At 59.6% G+C, this 16,315-nt stretch carries 14 protein-coding genes and 1 pseudogene; 9 read left to right on the top strand and 6 right to left on the bottom strand.

The window, feature by feature from the left end; all coding sequences use genetic code 11:
* Position 1: 1 nt before the first annotated feature.
* Positions 2 to 598 (bottom strand): GNAT family N-acetyltransferase, encoded by a 597-nt coding sequence (locus WNY37_RS17060; protein WP_342974605.1) that lies wholly within the window; start codon positions 596 to 598, stop codon positions 2 to 4.
* A gap of 232 nt (positions 599 to 830) precedes the next feature.
* On the opposite strand from WNY37_RS17060, the gene WNY37_RS17065 reads away from it, so the two are divergent.
* Positions 831 to 1,730 carry a pseudouridine synthase gene (locus WNY37_RS17065; protein WP_342974606.1) on the top strand — a complete coding sequence of 300 codons (900 nt, stop codon included), beginning with the start codon at positions 831 to 833 and terminating at the stop codon, positions 1,728 to 1,730.
* Here WNY37_RS17065 and WNY37_RS17070 read toward each other — a convergent pair.
* A pseudogene (locus WNY37_RS17070) lies at positions 1,729 to 2,589 on the bottom strand (DUF4349 domain-containing protein); the annotation flags it as partial. The gene WNY37_RS17065 and the pseudogene WNY37_RS17070 sit on opposite strands and share 2 nt — an antisense overlap.
* Before the next feature lie 50 nt (positions 2,590 to 2,639).
* Complete coding sequence (locus tag WNY37_RS17075) at positions 2,640 to 4,187, bottom strand: carboxyl transferase domain-containing protein (protein WP_342974607.1); 1,548 nt, start codon at positions 4,185 to 4,187, stop codon at positions 2,640 to 2,642.
* Positions 4,188 to 4,453: 266 nt separating this feature from the next.
* Between WNY37_RS17075 and WNY37_RS17080 the strand changes: the two genes are divergently transcribed.
* The 3 genes from WNY37_RS17080 to WNY37_RS17090 all read left to right on the top strand — a co-directional run bounded on the left by WNY37_RS17080 (position 4,454) and on the right by WNY37_RS17090 (position 6,540).
* A complete protein-coding gene (locus WNY37_RS17080) occupies positions 4,454 to 4,756 on the top strand; it encodes an SCP2 sterol-binding domain-containing protein (protein WP_342974608.1) in 303 nt (100 codons plus the stop codon).
* An 83-nt stretch (positions 4,757 to 4,839) separates the two neighbouring features.
* The gene (locus WNY37_RS17085) at positions 4,840 to 5,787 is read left to right on the top strand and encodes an alpha/beta fold hydrolase (RefSeq protein ID WP_342974609.1); all 948 of its coding nucleotides are present in this window, start codon (positions 4,840 to 4,842) and stop codon (positions 5,785 to 5,787) included.
* A gap of 90 nt (positions 5,788 to 5,877) precedes the next feature.
* Entirely contained in the window at positions 5,878 to 6,540 is a 663-nt protein-coding gene (locus tag WNY37_RS17090; protein WP_342974610.1) for a glutathione S-transferase, read from the top strand.
* A 12-nt stretch (positions 6,541 to 6,552) separates the two neighbouring features.
* Here WNY37_RS17090 and bfr read toward each other — a convergent pair whose 3' ends face one another.
* Both bfr and WNY37_RS17100 read right to left on the bottom strand, forming a co-directional pair.
* The gene (gene bfr, locus WNY37_RS17095) at positions 6,553 to 7,041 is read right to left on the bottom strand and encodes a bacterioferritin (protein ID WP_342974611.1); all 489 of its coding nucleotides are present in this window, start codon (positions 7,039 to 7,041) and stop codon (positions 6,553 to 6,555) included.
* A gap of 289 nt (positions 7,042 to 7,330) precedes the next feature.
* Complete coding sequence (locus WNY37_RS17100; RefSeq protein ID WP_342974612.1) at positions 7,331 to 7,540, bottom strand: (2Fe-2S)-binding protein; 210 nt, start codon at positions 7,538 to 7,540, stop codon at positions 7,331 to 7,333.
* Between the two features lie 135 nt (positions 7,541 to 7,675).
* Here WNY37_RS17100 and WNY37_RS17105 point away from each other — a divergent pair, with 135 nt between their 5' ends.
* Positions 7,676 to 8,455 carry a GGDEF domain-containing protein gene (locus tag WNY37_RS17105; protein ID WP_342974613.1) on the top strand — a complete coding sequence of 260 codons (780 nt, stop codon included), beginning with the start codon at positions 7,676 to 7,678 and terminating at the stop codon, positions 8,453 to 8,455.
* A gap of 89 nt (positions 8,456 to 8,544) precedes the next feature.
* Entirely contained in the window at positions 8,545 to 10,131 is a 1,587-nt protein-coding gene (locus tag WNY37_RS17110; protein ID WP_342974614.1) for a lysine--tRNA ligase, read from the top strand.
* 186 nt (positions 10,132 to 10,317) lie between these two features.
* Here WNY37_RS17110 and WNY37_RS17115 read toward each other — a convergent pair whose 3' ends face one another.
* Positions 10,318 to 13,776, bottom strand: a complete 3,459-nt coding sequence (locus WNY37_RS17115; protein ID WP_342974615.1) for an indolepyruvate ferredoxin oxidoreductase family protein — start codon at positions 13,774 to 13,776, stop codon at positions 10,318 to 10,320.
* Between the two features lie 129 nt (positions 13,777 to 13,905).
* On the opposite strand from WNY37_RS17115, the gene WNY37_RS17120 reads away from it, so the two are divergent.
* From WNY37_RS17120 to WNY37_RS17130, 3 genes are all read left to right on the top strand, one after another.
* Positions 13,906 to 14,400 carry an Lrp/AsnC family transcriptional regulator gene (locus WNY37_RS17120; RefSeq protein WP_342974616.1) on the top strand — a complete coding sequence of 165 codons (495 nt, stop codon included), beginning with the start codon at positions 13,906 to 13,908 and terminating at the stop codon, positions 14,398 to 14,400.
* Between the two features lie 18 nt (positions 14,401 to 14,418).
* Entirely contained in the window at positions 14,419 to 15,528 is a 1,110-nt protein-coding gene (locus tag WNY37_RS17125) for a serine hydrolase domain-containing protein (protein ID WP_342974617.1), read from the top strand.
* A gap of 99 nt (positions 15,529 to 15,627) precedes the next feature.
* Complete coding sequence (locus WNY37_RS17130) at positions 15,628 to 16,224, top strand: hypothetical protein (RefSeq protein ID WP_342974618.1); 597 nt, start codon at positions 15,628 to 15,630, stop codon at positions 16,222 to 16,224.
* Positions 16,225 to 16,315: the final 91 nt, after the last annotated feature.

Genomic DNA, 16,315 nt, shown 5'->3' on the forward strand with positions numbered 1-16,315 from the left:
GTTAAGCCGCCGCCGCCTGGACCGATCCGGAATGGATCGCCGGCATGACGGCCTGCAATGGGATGTCGCTGTCACGCGCTTCAAACTGCTCAAGCATCTGGGCAAGATGCACCCGATAGTGCGATACGGCCCCGTCGGAGCCTGCCGACTGCGCCCCGAGCGCGCGCATCAGGGCCCGGCCCGCCCTGTTCTCATGCAGGACATATGCGTCCATCGCGGCCACGCCCTTTGCAAGCGCCTCGGCAGAGACCAGCGCGATGAGCAGGCGGGCAACGCCGCGGCTCTGCCAGTCGTCTACCAGGCCAATCGCAAGCTCTCCGGCACTCAGAGAAGGATTGTCGCGTATGATATGCGCCGCGCCGATGACCTTGCCGCCGGGCACAGTCTCGTCAATCGCGACCCAGGCCATATGACACGTGCCGTCAACGTCAGCGAGCATGTGGATCACCGGATCCGGTACAGCGGCAACGCCAGAAAAGAAGCGCATATAGCGGGTCCGGTTCGAGAAACTCTCAATAGCTTCTCGAAGCGCTGGCTCGTCCGACACCGCCAGTGGACGCAGAAGGACGGGGTCGCCATCCGCTGTCTGAATTCTCATCTCGATACTCATATGCTGCACCTGCACACTGAATGCTGCAATTGCGAAATAAGACTTTTAAGCCCGCACTTCAACGCAACCCGAGCAGGATACTGCATGAAATTCTGCATAGGTGGTGAGCGATGTCGCGAGAGCTCTCTTGCCGGACAGTCATTGTCCGGGATTTGGGCGGCTTCCGGACGCTGCGGGCCCGGCAAGAGACAAGCGCGCCTGCCTCTGCTAATCAGGCCGGATGTCCGAGACCCATACCTATAAAGGCGATGAGCCCATCCGTCTGAACAAGTGGATGGCGCAGCTTGGCCTCTGCTCACGCCGCGAAGCGGAAGCCCTAATAGGGGCGGGCAATGTGAAGGTGAATGGCGAGGCGGTCAGCGAGCCCGGCCACAAGATTTCGCCGGGAGAGACGATGGAGCTTGCCGGAAAGGCAGCCAAGGCGCTCGACGACCAGCTCACCGTCGTGATGCACAAGCCTGTTGGCTACGTCTCAGCCCAGCCAGAGCCGGAACAGACACCCGCGATCCGGCTGGCAAGCAAAGCCAATCTCATTGGCAGCGCGCCCAAACTTCCAGGACGCAACACCAACTTTGCCCCGCTCGGCCGTCTCGACATGGACAGCCGTGGCCTTCTCCTCCTCTCCGAGGACGGCGTCCTCGCCAAAGCCATAATCGGCCCGGCCTCGGATCTGGAAAAAGAATATCTGGTCACCGTCAAAGGCCAGGTGACACAACAGGCCATCGGCAAATTGCGCCACGGACTATCGCTTGACGGCCGGCGCCTGAAAGCGGCCAAGGTGGACGAGGTGAGCCCCGGACGCCTGCGCTTCATCCTGCGCGAGGGCCGCAACCGCCAGATCCGCCGGATGTGCGAACTCGTCGGACTGCTGGTCGTCGACCTTTACCGCACCCGCATCGGAACGCTGGACATTGGCAAGCTTCCGGAAGGCAAGTGGCGCGCCCTTACGAGCGAAGAACGCGCCAGCCTGATCAAGGCGTCTAAGCCGCTTTCGACTCGTCCGCCGCCGTCCGCTTCTTCTTCCGGGTCCCGCGCATCCGGGGCCAGATCAGCTTCAGCCAGATCCAGAGGAAAACACCCAAAAGCAGGAGCCAGGGCAGGCCGACCGCGAAAGCCGTAATCACCGCGCCAATGGCCGCCGACAGATTGTAGAAGAAGTCGCCGAAGGCTTCGCCGAGCGGATTGCTCCGGGAGCTGGAGAACGGCGGAATGATGGTCTCGTAAGAGATATCCAGCGACGACATCGACACCCGCAGACGCAGCGCTTTCAGCTGCGCTTCAATCGACTCGATATCGCCCGTGACGCGCGCCAGTTCGCGTTCAATCTGCAACAAGTCGCCCAGCGTTCCGTCCCGGCGCTCCAGCAGGCCTTCAAGACGGCCCTGCAAGGTCCGCTGCGCGTCCAGCCGCGAGTCCGTATCGATGATCTGCCGCGTGAGATCGTCGGCGCGAGTTGAGCGGGACGTGATTTCACCGCCTGCCGCTTCGGTCGCCTCATCGACGGCGCCGAGGAATTGCTCGATCCATTCAGGCTTGGCCCGCAGCGAGACGTTGCCGTTCACCTGGTCTTCGTCATAGCTGTACGTGTTGGAATTGATGACGATGCACGTGTTGGTTCCGGCGGATTTACAGGCGTCGACGTGCGCTTGCATCATCGCATCGACGCCGCCTTTGGGCAGCTTCAGGCCGAGTGAATGGCTGTAAGCGATGTATTGCTCGGCGCCAGGCTCGGCATCCGGTGTGTCAGGTCGCACAGGCTCGGAGGGGCTCTGCGAATAGGCCTGCTTCGACATTCCGCCAACGACACCATCAGCGGCCATCTCCATTGTTGGCGCGGGCGGTGGAGGCGGCGGCGGTGATGAGGGCCGGTCATAGTCAGCCGATGATTCACCCCCCGGGCCGCCACAAGCGGCCGTCAGGGCGATTGCGGCCAATGCGGGCACAATAAGTTTCTTCATTTCGCGTCCTCCCACGGACATTACCACAACGACACTATTGAAGGGAGGTTCGCGGCGAATCTTGGGCGAAGTCAGGGCCTTGGGCCGAAACTCGTTTTGCCGGGCTCCATTCGCCGGCGCGCATGGTGGACGAAATCGACCAGCAGTGGGCGCGTCTCCCTCGGGTCGATGATCTCCTCGGCGAAGAAGGCTTCGGCTGTGCGGAACGGGTCCTCCATCGCTTCGAACTTCTTGTAGAGCGACTTGAGCAGCGCCTCGCGGTCATCGGTCTCAGACAGCTCCTTGCGGAACGCCGCCTCAATGCCCCCTGCCATGGGGAGCGATCCCCAGTTTCCGGACGGCCAGCAATAGCGCCATTTGGCCTTGGTCGGGTTCATCATCGCAGAGCCTGCAAGCCCGAACGCCTTGCGGATCACCACGGCACAGACCGGCACGGTCGCCTGATACACGGCGGCCATGGCGCGCACGCCCTTGCGTGTCACACCAGCTGTCTCATGCTTCACGCCAACGGCAAAGCCAGCGCAATCGACAAAGTGGATGACCGGCAAATGGAAGGTGGAGCAGAGGTCCATATGCCTTGTGACCTTGTCGCAGACATCGGCCGTCCAGGCGCCATCGAGGAAGAAGGGGTTGCCCGCCATGATGCCGACCGGGTGGCCATCGATGCGCGCAAGGCCCGTGACAATGCCCCTGCCCCACTGGCTACCGATCTCGAAAAAACTGCCCTCGTCGACCGTCCCCTCAATGATCTTCTGTGGCTTGTAAGGTGTCTTCCCATCCTTCGGGACGAGCGAAATGAGGCTCTCTTCCTTGCGGTTCGGATCATCCGTTGGCTCGATAACCGGCGGCAGTTCGTGCACGGATGAAGGCAGATAGGAGAGAAAGCGTTTCGCCGCCTTGAAGGCGTCGGCTTCGGTGTCGACGACATCGTCGACCGTTCCGTTCTTGGCCTGGATTTCCCAGCCGCCGAGCTCCTCCTTTGAGACGTCCTCGCCAATCGCAATGGCCACGGGCGGGCCTGCCACGAAGACCTGGGACAGCTCCTTCACCATCACCGAATAGTGGCTCGCGCCGACGCGCCCCGCCCCAAGACCAGCGCACGGCCCGAGCGCCAGCGACACCATGGGCACCTCGCCCATGCCGGCGACGATCAGCTCCCAGCTTGGCGTCTCGGGGATGTAGGTGCGGGGATCCTTGAGGAACATCTTGATCGAGCCGCCGCCGCCCGTCCCGTCGATCAGCTGCACCAGCGGCATGCGGTATTCGATCGCCTGCTTCAGCGCGACGACGGTCTTGCCGCGAATGGAAGCATCAGCCGCCCCGCCGCGCACGGTGAAATCATCGCCCAGCACCACAACCGGGCGCTCATCCAGCGTCGCGCGTCCGACGACCGAATTGGACGCCATGAAGCTTTCCAGCTGCTCGTCATCATCATAGGTCGCAACGCCGGCAATCTTGCCGATCTCGTGGAAGCTGCCAGGATCAACGAGGAAGGAAACCCGTTCCCGAACCGTCAGCTTGCCCCGCCCGCGCTGGCGCGAGACCGGCTCCTCGCCGCCCATCTTTTCCGCCATGCGTTCCCGGCGGCGAAGCTCTTCAATCGACTTTTCCCAAGACATGCTCTGATCAATCCACGTTTGGTGACGGGTCCGTCAAGAACATTCCGGCACTGTTCGAGCGGTGTCGCAGCGTCACTGCGTCGAAACGGGCTTGGGCACTGTTGCGGAATAACAAGCGAAGGCGGCACATCACGGATTGTTGAATTCGAGTTGGCCAAACTCTGTGTGTGCTTTCAATGACATAGGCGTCACTTTCATCCGTTTAGGCCTTGCCTAACACGCCAGCAAACTGCTTTATCGCCTTGGTTCTATACGAGGAGGCATCAATGGATCTCGCAACACTCACCCAGAAAGCCAATGAGGCTGTTTCAGAGGGCGGAGACTTCAAGAAAAAAGTGAAGTTCGACTTTGGCGATGACGGAAAACTGTTCATCGACGGGGCAAACGGCACGGCCGACAATTCCGACGGGGACGCTGATGCCACCGTGAAGGTCGACTGGGACGATTTCAAGAAGCTCGCCGCTGGAGAGATGGACCCGACTATGGCGTTCATGCAAGGCAAGCTCAAAGTGCTCGGCGACATGTCAGTTGCCATGCAGCTGCAGGGCCTGATGAAGAAGTTCTCCTAAGACGGGCATCTTCCATTGCAGATGATTGAGGGGCGCTGCGCAGATTGACTGCCAGCGCCCTTCTTGTCTGGTAAGAGACAATGATGAGCGACACGGAAACAAGCCGGCGATCCGAATTCGTGGAGGTGCCGGGTAACCCTGCGCCGACCGGGGCACGGATAATCTGGTTTGAGGGCATTGCAGGTCGCAGCCTTCGCGCTTGCGTCGCGCCAAGCCAGGCGGCCAAACCGCGCGGCACGGCCATTATCTGTCCCGGCCGCACTGAATTCATCGAGAAATATTTCGAGACCGCGCGCGACCTGCAGTCCCGCGGCTTTGCTGTCGTGATCCTCGACTGGCCCGGTCAGGGCCTGTCGGACCGATTGCTGGACGACCCCGCCAAGGGTCATATCGACCGGTTCGAGACCTTTATGGGCGCGCTTCGCAATGGTCTGGACGCCCTTCGCGACGAGCTGCCGAGGCCATATGTCTCGCTCGCGCACTCCATGGGCGGCGCCATTGCCCTCGCCGCGATCGCGCAGAAGCTGGTGAAGGTTGAGGCCGCAGCCTTTTCCGCCCCGATGTGGGGTTTGCCGATCAACTTCGTTGCGCGCTACTTCATCTGGGCAATGCGGGCGCTGGGCAAGTCCGGCGATTATGCCCGCCAGCCTGGTCCGGACGAAACCTTCGAGTCGAATATCGTCACGCATGACCGCGCACGTTGGCAGCTGCAGCGAAATCTCATTGATGTCGCCCCTGAGCTGAAACTTGGACAGGTCACATGGGGGTGGCTCGGCGCGTCGCTGGATATTCTTGACCGCACCACCAAACCGGCGCTGCTACGCGGGATCGACATTCCAGTCTACGTCGCCAGTGCGGGCGAAGAAAAACTCGTCGACAACAAGGCCCACACCAGGGTTGCGCAAAACCTGCCTCACTGCACGCATGAAGTTATTGATGGGGCCTGTCACGAAATCCTCATGGAAACGGATGACAAGCGCGCACAGTTCTGGGCAGGCTTTGATGCCTTGCTCTCAACCGCCGGCATCTGAACTGCGCTTCCCGCCACGTCACCGCTTTTCTTTCAGCCCGGCTCATCTACCTGCTTGAGACTGGGCATATTCAACAGAAAGCAGACCGGCATGATCAAGATCCACCATCTCGAACATTCGCGCTCTCAACGCATTCTCTGGCTGTTGGAAGAGCTCGGTCTCGACTACGAAATCGTCCATTACAAGCGCCACCCTGAAACCATGTTGGCTCCCGATGAGCTGCGCGCCATCCATCCGCTCGGCAAGTCGCCCATCCTCGAAGAGGACGGCATCATTGTCGCCGAAACGGGTGCCATCATCGAATATATCATCGAGACGCACAGCGAAGGCCGTCTGAAGCCACCCAAAGGCACGCCGGAGGCACGCGCCTGGACCTACTGGATGCACTATGCCGAAGGCTCAGCCATGCCGCCGCTGCTTATGAAGCTTGTCTTCCAGCGGCTGCCGGAAAACGCAAACGCCCTGATGCGCCCCCTCGTGAAGAGCGTGGCGTCGCGCGCCGAAAGCGGCTTTGTCGACCCACGCCTGAAGGAACATATCGACTACTGGGAAGCCTCTCTGTCTGAAACCGGCTGGTTCGCCGGCAAGGAGTTCAGCGCCGCCGACATCATCATGAGCTTCCCGCTGGAAGCGGCAGTCAGCCGAGCTGGCGCGGGGGATCGCGCGAATATCGCGGACTTCCTCGGCCGCATTCATGCCCGTCCGGCCTACCTCACCGCCCTCGAGAAAGGCGGACCCTACGCTTACGCATAGGGTCGACCGTCTCTAGTCGGCAGACGAGTCGTTCGGTTTCGACTGAAGCTGGATGTAGTTCTGGATACCGATGCGTTCGATCAGGTCGAACTGCGTTTCGAGGTAATCGATGTGTTCTTCCTCGCTGTGGAGGATCTTGCCGAAGAGATCACGGCTCACATAATCGCGAACGCTTTCAGCGTGCTCCATCGCATCCTTGAGCTCTGGAACAGCCTCCTGCTCCACTTCGAGATCACACTTCAGGATCTCTTCAACAGTCTCGCCGATGCGCAACTTGCCGAGATCCTGCAAATTCGGCAGGCCACCCAGAAACAGGATGCGCTCGATCAGCCAGTCGGCATGCTCCATCTCTTCGATGGATTCCTTGTATTCATGCTCAGCGAGAATGGAGACTCCCCAATCCTTCAACATACGGGAATGGAGAAAATACTGATTGATCGCTGTCAGCTCATTCTTGAGACAGGCGTTCAGAAACTCGATGACTTTGGGATCGCCCTTCATGGCAACCTCCTTGCGCTTTTTGTTTTTGCTTCCCCTGTCAAATAACATGACTCATCGATATCTCAAGGAAAGAAAGTCCAATAAAAACAATTGTGTATGATAGTGAGAAGCAATTGCAGCCATTGAGAATGTCCGGCTACTGAAACTATTGGAAATTTCGGACTCTGTGGGGCATGCGTGCCAATTGGCGGATCGCGGTCGCTATGGCGCGAGGCACGATGGTCTCAATCAGGGCAGGTTCACCGGGCGGCAGGCAGGCTGCCTTGCACTTAATTTTGGATGGGTAAGGCTATTCCGCCGCGACCATCAGTGGATCACTCGGCATTGTGTCCACTGTGTCCGAAATGATCTCACCCATTGCCGGGCGGCACTTTCCGCAGTTGAATTCACAGCCATGATGGGCCTGCACGGCCTCGGGGCTCCGAGCTCCGGCTTCCACCGCGGCCTTCACGCCTGCGTCATTGATGCGTCTGCAGATGCAAATGATCATGATTCTCATCTAGCCCAGTTGCGAATGAGTGTCAATTACTTGCAGTCGCGAATTTTGTACCCTCTACGAGACTCTTTCAGTTTTCCGAGAAATTTCGGTCATCAGGAAGGCGGCTTATTCAGACCTTCTCGCTATTTCTGATTGATGGACAAAGATCCGATCATCACCGAATCGCCTGTGCGCGTTTCCTACCGGCGTGCCTTGGCGATCACGATGATCAACCTTGCCGTAAGCCAGGTGATTACCGGGCTTGCAATACTCGTATGCGACATTCCGGACTATATTCTTCGTGAGGTCATCGGCATCTGGTTCGCACTGGCGGCCATTTGTGCGACGTCGGTTACCTTTCCGCTGGCCCTGATCTTCCAGCGCGAACGATTGAAGCTCGCCCAGGCCATGCAGCAGCTGGAAAAAGCGCATGCCGAGCTTGCCAGCCGGGCCCGTATGGACCCGCTGACTGGTCTCCTCAATCGGGAAGCCTTTTTGAGCCGGATCGGGCGTTTTAAGGAGCGAAAGACCTCCGGCGCGATGCTCATGGTCGATGTCGACCACTTCAAGCAGATCAATGACAACTATGGCCATCAGGCTGGTGACGAGGCCCTTAAGCTTGTCTCCAAAGCGATCATGGACGCAACGCGTGATGAAGATATTGGCGGACGGATCGGCGGTGAGGAATTTGGAATATTCGTTCCCGGCGAGAATATCCAGCTGGCCCGCATCATCGCAGAACGCGTACGCCTTTCGATCGCCCAGATCGAGTTCAGTCCGGAGCCTGGCTCCAGGATCAGCATGACCGCCAGCATCGGCGTCGCCCAGGGAAGCTGGTCCACGCAGATCTCGGAACTCTTCCGCCGCGCCGACGATGGCATGTATGAGGCCAAGCATTCCGGGCGCAACCGCGTCATGGTCCACAAGGCCGCCTGATCTGCACGCGCGCGGGTCGCGCGCGCTTGACCGCACCTGCCCTGCCCTCTACCTCCGGCACGATCCTGAATGTGACCAATGGAGACGTCATGAGCGCGCTATCTACGCTTGCCGAGAATGCAAAGGCCTGGCCCTTTGAACAGGCACGCGCCCTGCTGAAACGGCTGGAGAATATGGAGCGCGCCGGCAACCCCAAACAGGGCCCTGTCGTCTTCGAGACAGGCTACGGCCCGTCCGGCCTGCCGCATATCGGCACCTTTGGTGAGGTGGTCCGCACGACCATGGTGCGCCACGCCTTTGAAACGCTCACGGATGGCAAGGTCGAGACCAAACTTATCTGCGTCTCTGACGATATGGACGGCATGCGCAAAGTCCCGCCGACCGTCCCCAATCCGGCGGAGCTTGAGCCGTACATGCAGATGCCACTGACGGCGGTGCCGGACCCGTTCGGCACGCATGACAGCTATGGCGCGCATATGGGCGCGCGCCTCTGCGCCTTCCTCGACAGTTTCGGCTTTGACTATGAATTCAAGTCCGCGACGGCGCTCTACAAGTCAGGTGCCTTTGACGAGGCGCTGCTGCGCGCGCTCGAAAAATTCGATGAGATCATGGCGGTGATGCTGCCTACGCTGGGCGCCGAACGGCAGGCGACCTATTCACCCTTCCTGCCGATCTCACCCTCCACAGGCCGTGTGCTCTACGTGCCGATGAAGGCAACCGATGCGAAAGCCGGCACCATCACCTTCGACGACGAAGACGGCACCGAGGTGACCATTCCGGTGACGGGCGGCAACACAAAGCTGCAATGGAAGCCGGACTTCGGCATGCGCTGGGCCGCGCTCGGCGTCGATTTCGAAATGTTCGGCAAGGACCACCAGGACAATGCGCCGATCTATTCGAAGATCTGCAAGATCCTCGGCAGCCAGCCGCCACAGCAATATGTCTATGAGCTCTTCCTCGACGACAAGGGCGAGAAAATCTCCAAGACCAAGGGCAATGGCATTTCGGTCGAGGACTGGCTCGCCTATGCGCCGCAGGAGAGCCTGTCGCTCTTCCAGTTCCAGAAGCCGCGCGTCGCCAAGAAGCTATATTTCGACGTCATCCCGAAGGCGGTCGACGAGTATCTGACCTTCCTGTCGAAGTATCCGGATGAGGAACCCAACCGTCAGGTCGAGAACCCTGTCTGGCACATCCATTCTGGCGACATACCGGAAGGCAATCCGCCGGTCTCCTTCGCCCTGCTTCTAAATCTCGTCAGCGCCGCGAACACCGAGACCAAAGACCAGCTCTGGGATTTCATCACGCGCTATGCACCGGATGCCAATCCGGAAACGAACCGGCTTCTCGACAAGCTCGCTGGCTACGCGATCCGCTATTACGAAGACTTCGTGAAGCCGGCCAAGGTGTATCGCGCCCCGGACGAGAAAGAACGCGCCGCGATGGAAGACCTTGCAAACCGCCTGTCATCCATCGAAGGCGAGGCGACGGCTGAAGAGCTGCAGAACCTCACCTTCGAAATCGGCAAAGCACATGAGTTCGAAAACCTGCGCGACTGGTTCAAGGCGCTCTACGAAGTCCTGCTCGGCCAGAGCCAGGGACCACGCTTTGGTGGCTTTGCCGCGCTCTACGGCGTGCATGAGACAGCCAGACTGATCAAGAACGCTCTGGCGCGTTAGGCCCCCTCCGCCCTTCGGGCACCTCCCCCGTTCACAGGGGAGGAAAAGTACAGCCCTCAAAGCCCGATCCTTTCTTCCCCCGCCTGCGGGGGAAGTGGCCCGCGAATGCGGGTCGAAGGGGGGACAAGAAACATCCCCCGCCGACGGACCGACGGGGGCTTGATAGATGCTGAACTCGTCGCAACGCTACTCCGCGGCGATCAGCGTCTGCTTCTTTGTCGGCATACCGCCCTGTGGCCAGTTCTTGAGGAGCTCATCGCGATGGCTCTCGGCCGCTTCGACCGAAGCGTCCTTTACATGGCCGTAGCCGCGAATCTCGTCCGGAATGGACGCGATGGCGATGGCAAGCTCATGGTTCTTCTTGGTGAGCTCACCGGACATCTCGGCCACGCGCGCCAGATACTCATCGCGTAGTCGGCGCTCCATTTTGCGCTCAGCGGTCCAGCCGATCGGATCCCAGCGCGTGCCACGAAGGCCCTTGAAACGCTTCAGGATCTTGAAGGCGGTTTTCATCCACGGGCCGAAGGCCTTCTTCTTCAGATGCCCTTGAGCGTCTTTCTTGGAGAAGACTGGCGGCGCGAGGTTGTATTCGATCTTGCCGCCCTTGAACGTCTCGCGAAGCTTCTGTTCGAACGTGCCGTCGGTAAACAGGCGCGCTACTTCATACTCGTCCTTATAGGCCATCAGCTTGTAGGCAAATTTTGCCACCGCCGTTGTGAACGCGTCGCCGAGACCCGCCTTCTCCTCAGCGGCCCGAACCTTTGCAACGAGATTGCGATACTGCAGCGCATAATCGTCGTTCTGATAGGCCACGAGACGCTTGGCGCGGTTCTCGATGATCTCGTCCAGCGTCATCGGCGGGACGTCACCGCGCGGATCGGACATGCTTTCCAGGCGGTCCGGATCAGCGGCTGCGAGGCGACCAACGTCAAACGCCTTCATGTTCTCGGCCACCTTGACGCCGTTGAGCTTGATGGCGCGGTAAAGCCCGCGAAGCGAGACGGGGATATGCCCCTTCTGCCAAGCGTAACCGACCATGATCATGTTGGTGTAGATCGCGTCATTGAGATAGCCGAGCGCGAGCGCTTCAGCGTCGATCGTGCCGAACTCACGCGCCTGCCGCTTCACGCGGGCAGCCAGCATCTGGCTTTCGAACGTCTTGGAGCGGTCGCGAATGAATTCGCTGGTCGGGGTAACGTCAGCATTCGCTGACGCCATGGTGCGGCCGACATCCATCAGGCCGATCGCGTCGCCGCCTGCAGCGACGACCAGGTCACATGCGATGACGGCATCAGCAGAGGCTGGCGGCACACGGCCTGTCGAGATCATTTCAGGCTCTTTGGCAAAGCGAAGGTGGGAGAGAACCGGTCCGCCCTTTTGCGCGAGTCCCGTCATATCGAGGCTGGACGACGCATTGCCATCGACATGGGCCGCCATGGCCAGCACAGCAGCAACCGTCGTTACGCCCGTACCGCCCACACCGGTGAACAGGACGTTCCACGGCTTGGTGAGCGAAGGCACGTCCGGCAGCGGCAGGCCTGACGCATCGACCTCCAATACGGGCTGATCCTCGGCTGCGGACTCGGCGTCCGTAATGGTCACGAAACTCGGGCAGAAGCCGCGCAGGCACGAAAGGTCCGTATTACAGGTCGACTGGTTGATCCGGCGTTTGCGGCCAAGTTCGGTCTCGACCGGCTCGACCGACAGACAGTTCGACTTTACAGAGCAATCGCCGCAACCTTCGCAGACTTCCTGGTTGATCATGACACGGGTCCGGTCTGGCGCGCGCATGCCGCGCTTGGAACGGCGGCGCTTCTCGGTTGCACAGATCTGGTCGTAGATCATCACCGACACGCCTTTGGTGTCGCGCAGCATCTTCTGCACGTCATCCAGGTCTTCGCGGTCATAGATACGCACCGCCCGCGGCAGGCCGACGGCGTTAGCATAGCGCGTCACATCTTCGGTCACGATGACAATCTTCGTGACACCTTCAGCTTCAACCTGCTGGGCGATATTCACGGGTGTCTGGCCGGACTCGACGATCTGACCGCCCGTCATCGCGACCGCATCATTGTAGAGGATCTTGTAGGTCATGTTCGCGCCAGACGTGACCGCCGCGCGTATGGCAAGCGAACCGGAATGCGAATAGGTGCCGTCGCCGAGATTGACGAACATATGGTCTTCATCGGTGGCGAAATACTGGCCGATCCAGGCGACGCCCTCGCCGCCCATCTGGCTGGTCATGTCGGTATTCCGGTCCGGCATGAAGTTCGCCATATAGTGACAACCAATACCTGCCAGTGCGCGGGAGCCTTCCGGCACCACGGTCGATGTATTGTGCGGGCAACCCGAACAATAGTGGGGCGAGCGCACCGTCGGTGACGCATTCGATATGGCGGCCTGGCCAGCCGCGCCAACGCGCTTGAAGTAGGTTTCCGCTTCGGATTTGTCCCAGCGGCCCGGCACGCGCGGCATCACCGCATCAGCGATTTCCGGCACCGGAATGGAGCCGGTCTGGCTCAGCAGCTTGTTGCCGTCCCGGTCGCGCTTGCCCTCGATATAAGGGCGTTGATTGTCTGGCAGGCTGTATAGAATGGCCCGAAGCTGATCCTCGATGAGCGGGCGCTTATGCTCAATCACCAAAACGCTTTCGAGACCCTTGCAGAATTCGCGGATGGCGGTCGGCTCGAGCGGCCACGGCATGGCGACCTTGAAGACACTGATGCCGAGACGGCCAGCCTGTTCCGGCGTGATGCCGAGGGCTGCAAACGCTTCGAAGATGTCGCGAGCGGCCTGACCGGTCGTGATGATGCCGACGCGCGGTTTCGGGGACGGTACGATCACATGGTCAAGGCTGTTGGCTTTCACCCAGGCCTGAGCGGCGGGCAGCTTGAATTCACGAAGGCGTTTTTCCTTTTCCAGCGGATTATCGCCGCGGCGGATGTGGACGCCGCCTTCCGGAAAATCAAACTCAGGCGTGATGAAGTTAAAACGGTCCAGCGTAACATCGACAACGGCGCCGGAATCCATCGTGTCGGCAAGCGCAATCAGCGCGGACCAGGCGCCGGAAAAGCGGCTCATCGCCCAGCCATGCACGCCATAGTCGAGCACGTCCTGGATGGAAGCGGGGTTCAAGACCGGGATTTCCGCGTCGCGCATCGCAAATTCAGATTGCGACGGCAGCGTTGAAGACTTGCACATGTGGTCATCGCCGCAAATGGCGACCACACCGCCAAGGCGCGATGAACCGGCTGCGTTCGCATGCTTGAAGGCATCGCCCGTCCGGTCGACGCCCGGCGCCTTACCATACCAGATGCCAAACAGACCATCGCGTTGGGCGCCCGGGAACAGACCCAGCTGCTGAGAGCCCCAGACGGCCGTCGCGCCAAGGTCTTCGTTGAGGCCTTCCCAGAACTCGATATCGTGCGCCGTCAGCCACTTCTGCGCGGCGCGCAGCTGCTGGTCATAGCCACCGAGCGGCGAGCCACGATACCCGGAAATGAAGCCAGCCGTATTATGTCCAGCGGCAATATCGAGGCGCTTCTGATCAAGCGGCAGGCGGACGAGCGCCTGGATGCCCGTCATGTAAGCTCGGCCCTCGACAAGATCGTATTTATCGTTCAGCGTGACTTCACGGTGTTCCAAGGAACAACCTCCCTATTTTCTCAAGATTATAATTTTTGCATTTTTTGTTGAAATTGCTTGCCCATCTTGCGCAATATAGCGTAAGAAAGGGCATACTTTTCTAATTTGAACGCATAAGTGAGACAAAAATTGCCCCAAACACTTGACGCGATCGACGCCAAAATTCTTGACCTGATTCAGAAGGATGCCGCACTTTCGGTTGCCGAAATTGCCGACCGCGTGGGACTTTCTTCCTCGCCGTGCTGGCGCCGCATAAAGCGCATGGAAGAAGCCGGCATCATCCAGGGCCGTGTTACCTTGCTTGATCGCGATACGCTGGGGCTGGGCTTCGAGGTTGTCGCCAGCGTCAAGCTCGCCTTGCCGAGCAAGGAAAATCTCGACCGTTTCGAACGCCTTGTCGGCAAGTGGCCGGAAGTCCTTGAGTGCATGACGGTCACAGGTGCAGTCGACTATGTCATGCGGATTACGACGACGGACATGCATTCATACGACTCCTTCCTCAGAGACCAACTCCTCGGATCGGGTCTTGTTTCCGACGTTCAGTCCCGTATCGTTATCAACGTCGCCAAACGCACCACCGCCCTGCCGCTCGGCCTGATCAGCGATTACGTCCCGGCGGGCTAACACCGCAAGGAGGCTTCGATGAAGACTTTGAGCCTTGTTCTATGCGCACTCTTTCTGACGATTCAGTCTGCGGTCGCGCAGGATGTTGATCAGGAATGGCTGCAATCAGCTGTCGATGACGTCCGTTCGGAGTTCGATCTGATCGCGCTCGGCGCTTCGGTTGCGCGTCTTGATCAACCGGCCGTCACCGCTGTGTCTGGTCACACCCGGAAAGGCAGCGACGAAGCCGTCGACCCTGGTGATGCCTGGCATATCGGGTCCAACACCAAGGCATTGACCGCATTGCTCTACGCCCGGCTGGTCGAGGGTGGCGACGCGCAATGGGGCGTGAGCGTGACGGACCTCTTCAAAGACCAGATCGACACGATCGACCCAGCCTGGAACAATGTCACCATTGAAGACGTGTTCGCGCACCGGGCCGGCGTCGGCCAGCTGGGCCCTACCTGGCTCATCTCACGGCATGCCGATTCAAGACCCGTGACCGAGCAAAGGTTGGAGACGGTCGAGAAGCTGCTCGCCTCACCGCCCAAAAAGCCGGTTGGCGAGTTCGAATACAGCAATCTCAACTACATTGTGGCCGGCACAGCCATAGAGCTCATGACCGGCGAGAGCTGGGAAGACGCCATGAAGGCGCGTGTCTTTGACGTTCCCGGATCTGAGTGGTCAGAAGGATGGGGCTTTGGCCCGCCTCAGGACGGGTTGCAGGGCACCAAACGCAATCTGTTCGGCTTAAAACAAGCCGCCGGAACCGGGCCAGGCGCCGACAACCCAGCCGCCCTCGGCCCTGCCGGTACGGCTCATGCGCCACTGGAAAGCCATGCGCGCCTGCTGCTGGAATTCATCAATCCTGAAAGCGACCTCGTCACGAAAGACATGCGCGAGCATCTCTTCCAGCCATGGCCAGACGAGACTGCAGACTATGCCATGGGTTGGGGCGTTATGCGCGGCGATGATGGCAACGTTTCCTACGGACATGCAGGCTCGAATACGATGTGGCTTTCGCGGGCACTTATTCTTCCCGGACTGGACGCAGCCATTGTCGTGAACACGAATGAATTTAACGATGACAGCAAAGCGGCGACCGATGCGGTCCTTCAACGCATTCGTCTTGAACTGGCCGCGGATTAAGGCCTGAGCGTCTGGCGCATGGTCCAGAAAGCCCTTCCCATAGAAATTTGACCCTCTTTGCCATTGGTTTGCGCCTTTCACTACAGGAGGTGTTCATCCATGAGCGACGATAAACTGGAAGCCCTGAGAAAACGCATGGCGGATCGGCAGGACGCGGTGTCGAGAAGCATGAATCAGAACTTTGGCGCGCGGATGTCGAGCCCTCCGGCGTCAGACCAATCCTCACAAAACATCAATTCTGAACAGGCAAGCCTGCAGGATGAAAACGCCATGGCGTTCGAAGCCGCGAATGCTGAGACAATGGCGGCACACTTGGGAAGCGACCCTGAAAACCGGGCACCAACCGGGCGTCCTCCGGCGCCGACCGGCAAATGGCGCTGCATTTCAAACAGCCCTGTCGTGTCGATTGATTTGATTGCCAACATTGCGGAGGGCGGCGGTTTGTCCGCCCAAGGGACAGTGGTTTACGTCGCAACCTCGAGAATCTACGAAGTCTCTGGTCAGGGCAGCTGGACACTGATGCCGCCGGACCATACGTCCCCGAACTGGCTATTCAATTTCAGGCTGATCCCCTCAAACCACGCCATATTCCGATGGTTTGCGTCTCCAACGGACTCGCCAAACCATCTGCATAACCGCTTCGTCTCGCCCAGAACGGGTCATGTCATCGACACGCGTTGCGAGCGGATTGGCTGATCACATAAAATAAGGGCGGGGATTAACCCGCCCTGTATCAAAGCCTGGATGTGTCCGAAACGCTTCCGCTACATCCCGGTTTTTAGGTTGA

The organism is Henriciella sp. AS95 (assembly GCF_038900055.1).
GTDB lineage: Bacteria > Pseudomonadota > Alphaproteobacteria > Caulobacterales > Hyphomonadaceae > Henriciella.

Bases quoted from the DNA above. Each gene is read 5' to 3' on its own strand.
- WNY37_RS17060 (WP_342974605.1), bottom strand. From the start codon at position 598: ATGAGAATTCAGACAGCGGATGGCGACCCCGTCCTTCTGCGTCCACTG.
- WNY37_RS17065 (WP_342974606.1), top strand. From the start codon at position 831: ATGTCCGAGACCCATACCTATAAAGGCGATGAGCCCATCCGTCTGAAC.
- WNY37_RS17075 (WP_342974607.1), bottom strand. From the start codon at position 4,187: ATGTCTTGGGAAAAGTCGATTGAAGAGCTTCGCCGCCGGGAACGCATG.
- WNY37_RS17080 (WP_342974608.1), top strand. From the start codon at position 4,454: ATGGATCTCGCAACACTCACCCAGAAAGCCAATGAGGCTGTTTCAGAG.
- WNY37_RS17085 (WP_342974609.1), top strand. From the start codon at position 4,840: ATGAGCGACACGGAAACAAGCCGGCGATCCGAATTCGTGGAGGTGCCG.
- WNY37_RS17090 (WP_342974610.1), top strand. From the start codon at position 5,878: ATGATCAAGATCCACCATCTCGAACATTCGCGCTCTCAACGCATTCTC.
- bfr (WP_342974611.1), bottom strand. From the start codon at position 7,041: ATGAAGGGCGATCCCAAAGTCATCGAGTTTCTGAACGCCTGTCTCAAG.
- WNY37_RS17100 (WP_342974612.1), bottom strand. From the start codon at position 7,540: ATGAGAATCATGATCATTTGCATCTGCAGACGCATCAATGACGCAGGC.
- WNY37_RS17105 (WP_342974613.1), top strand. From the start codon at position 7,676: ATGGACAAAGATCCGATCATCACCGAATCGCCTGTGCGCGTTTCCTAC.
- WNY37_RS17110 (WP_342974614.1), top strand. From the start codon at position 8,545: ATGAGCGCGCTATCTACGCTTGCCGAGAATGCAAAGGCCTGGCCCTTT.
- WNY37_RS17125 (WP_342974617.1), top strand. From the start codon at position 14,419: ATGAAGACTTTGAGCCTTGTTCTATGCGCACTCTTTCTGACGATTCAG.
- WNY37_RS17130 (WP_342974618.1), top strand. From the start codon at position 15,628: ATGAGCGACGATAAACTGGAAGCCCTGAGAAAACGCATGGCGGATCGG.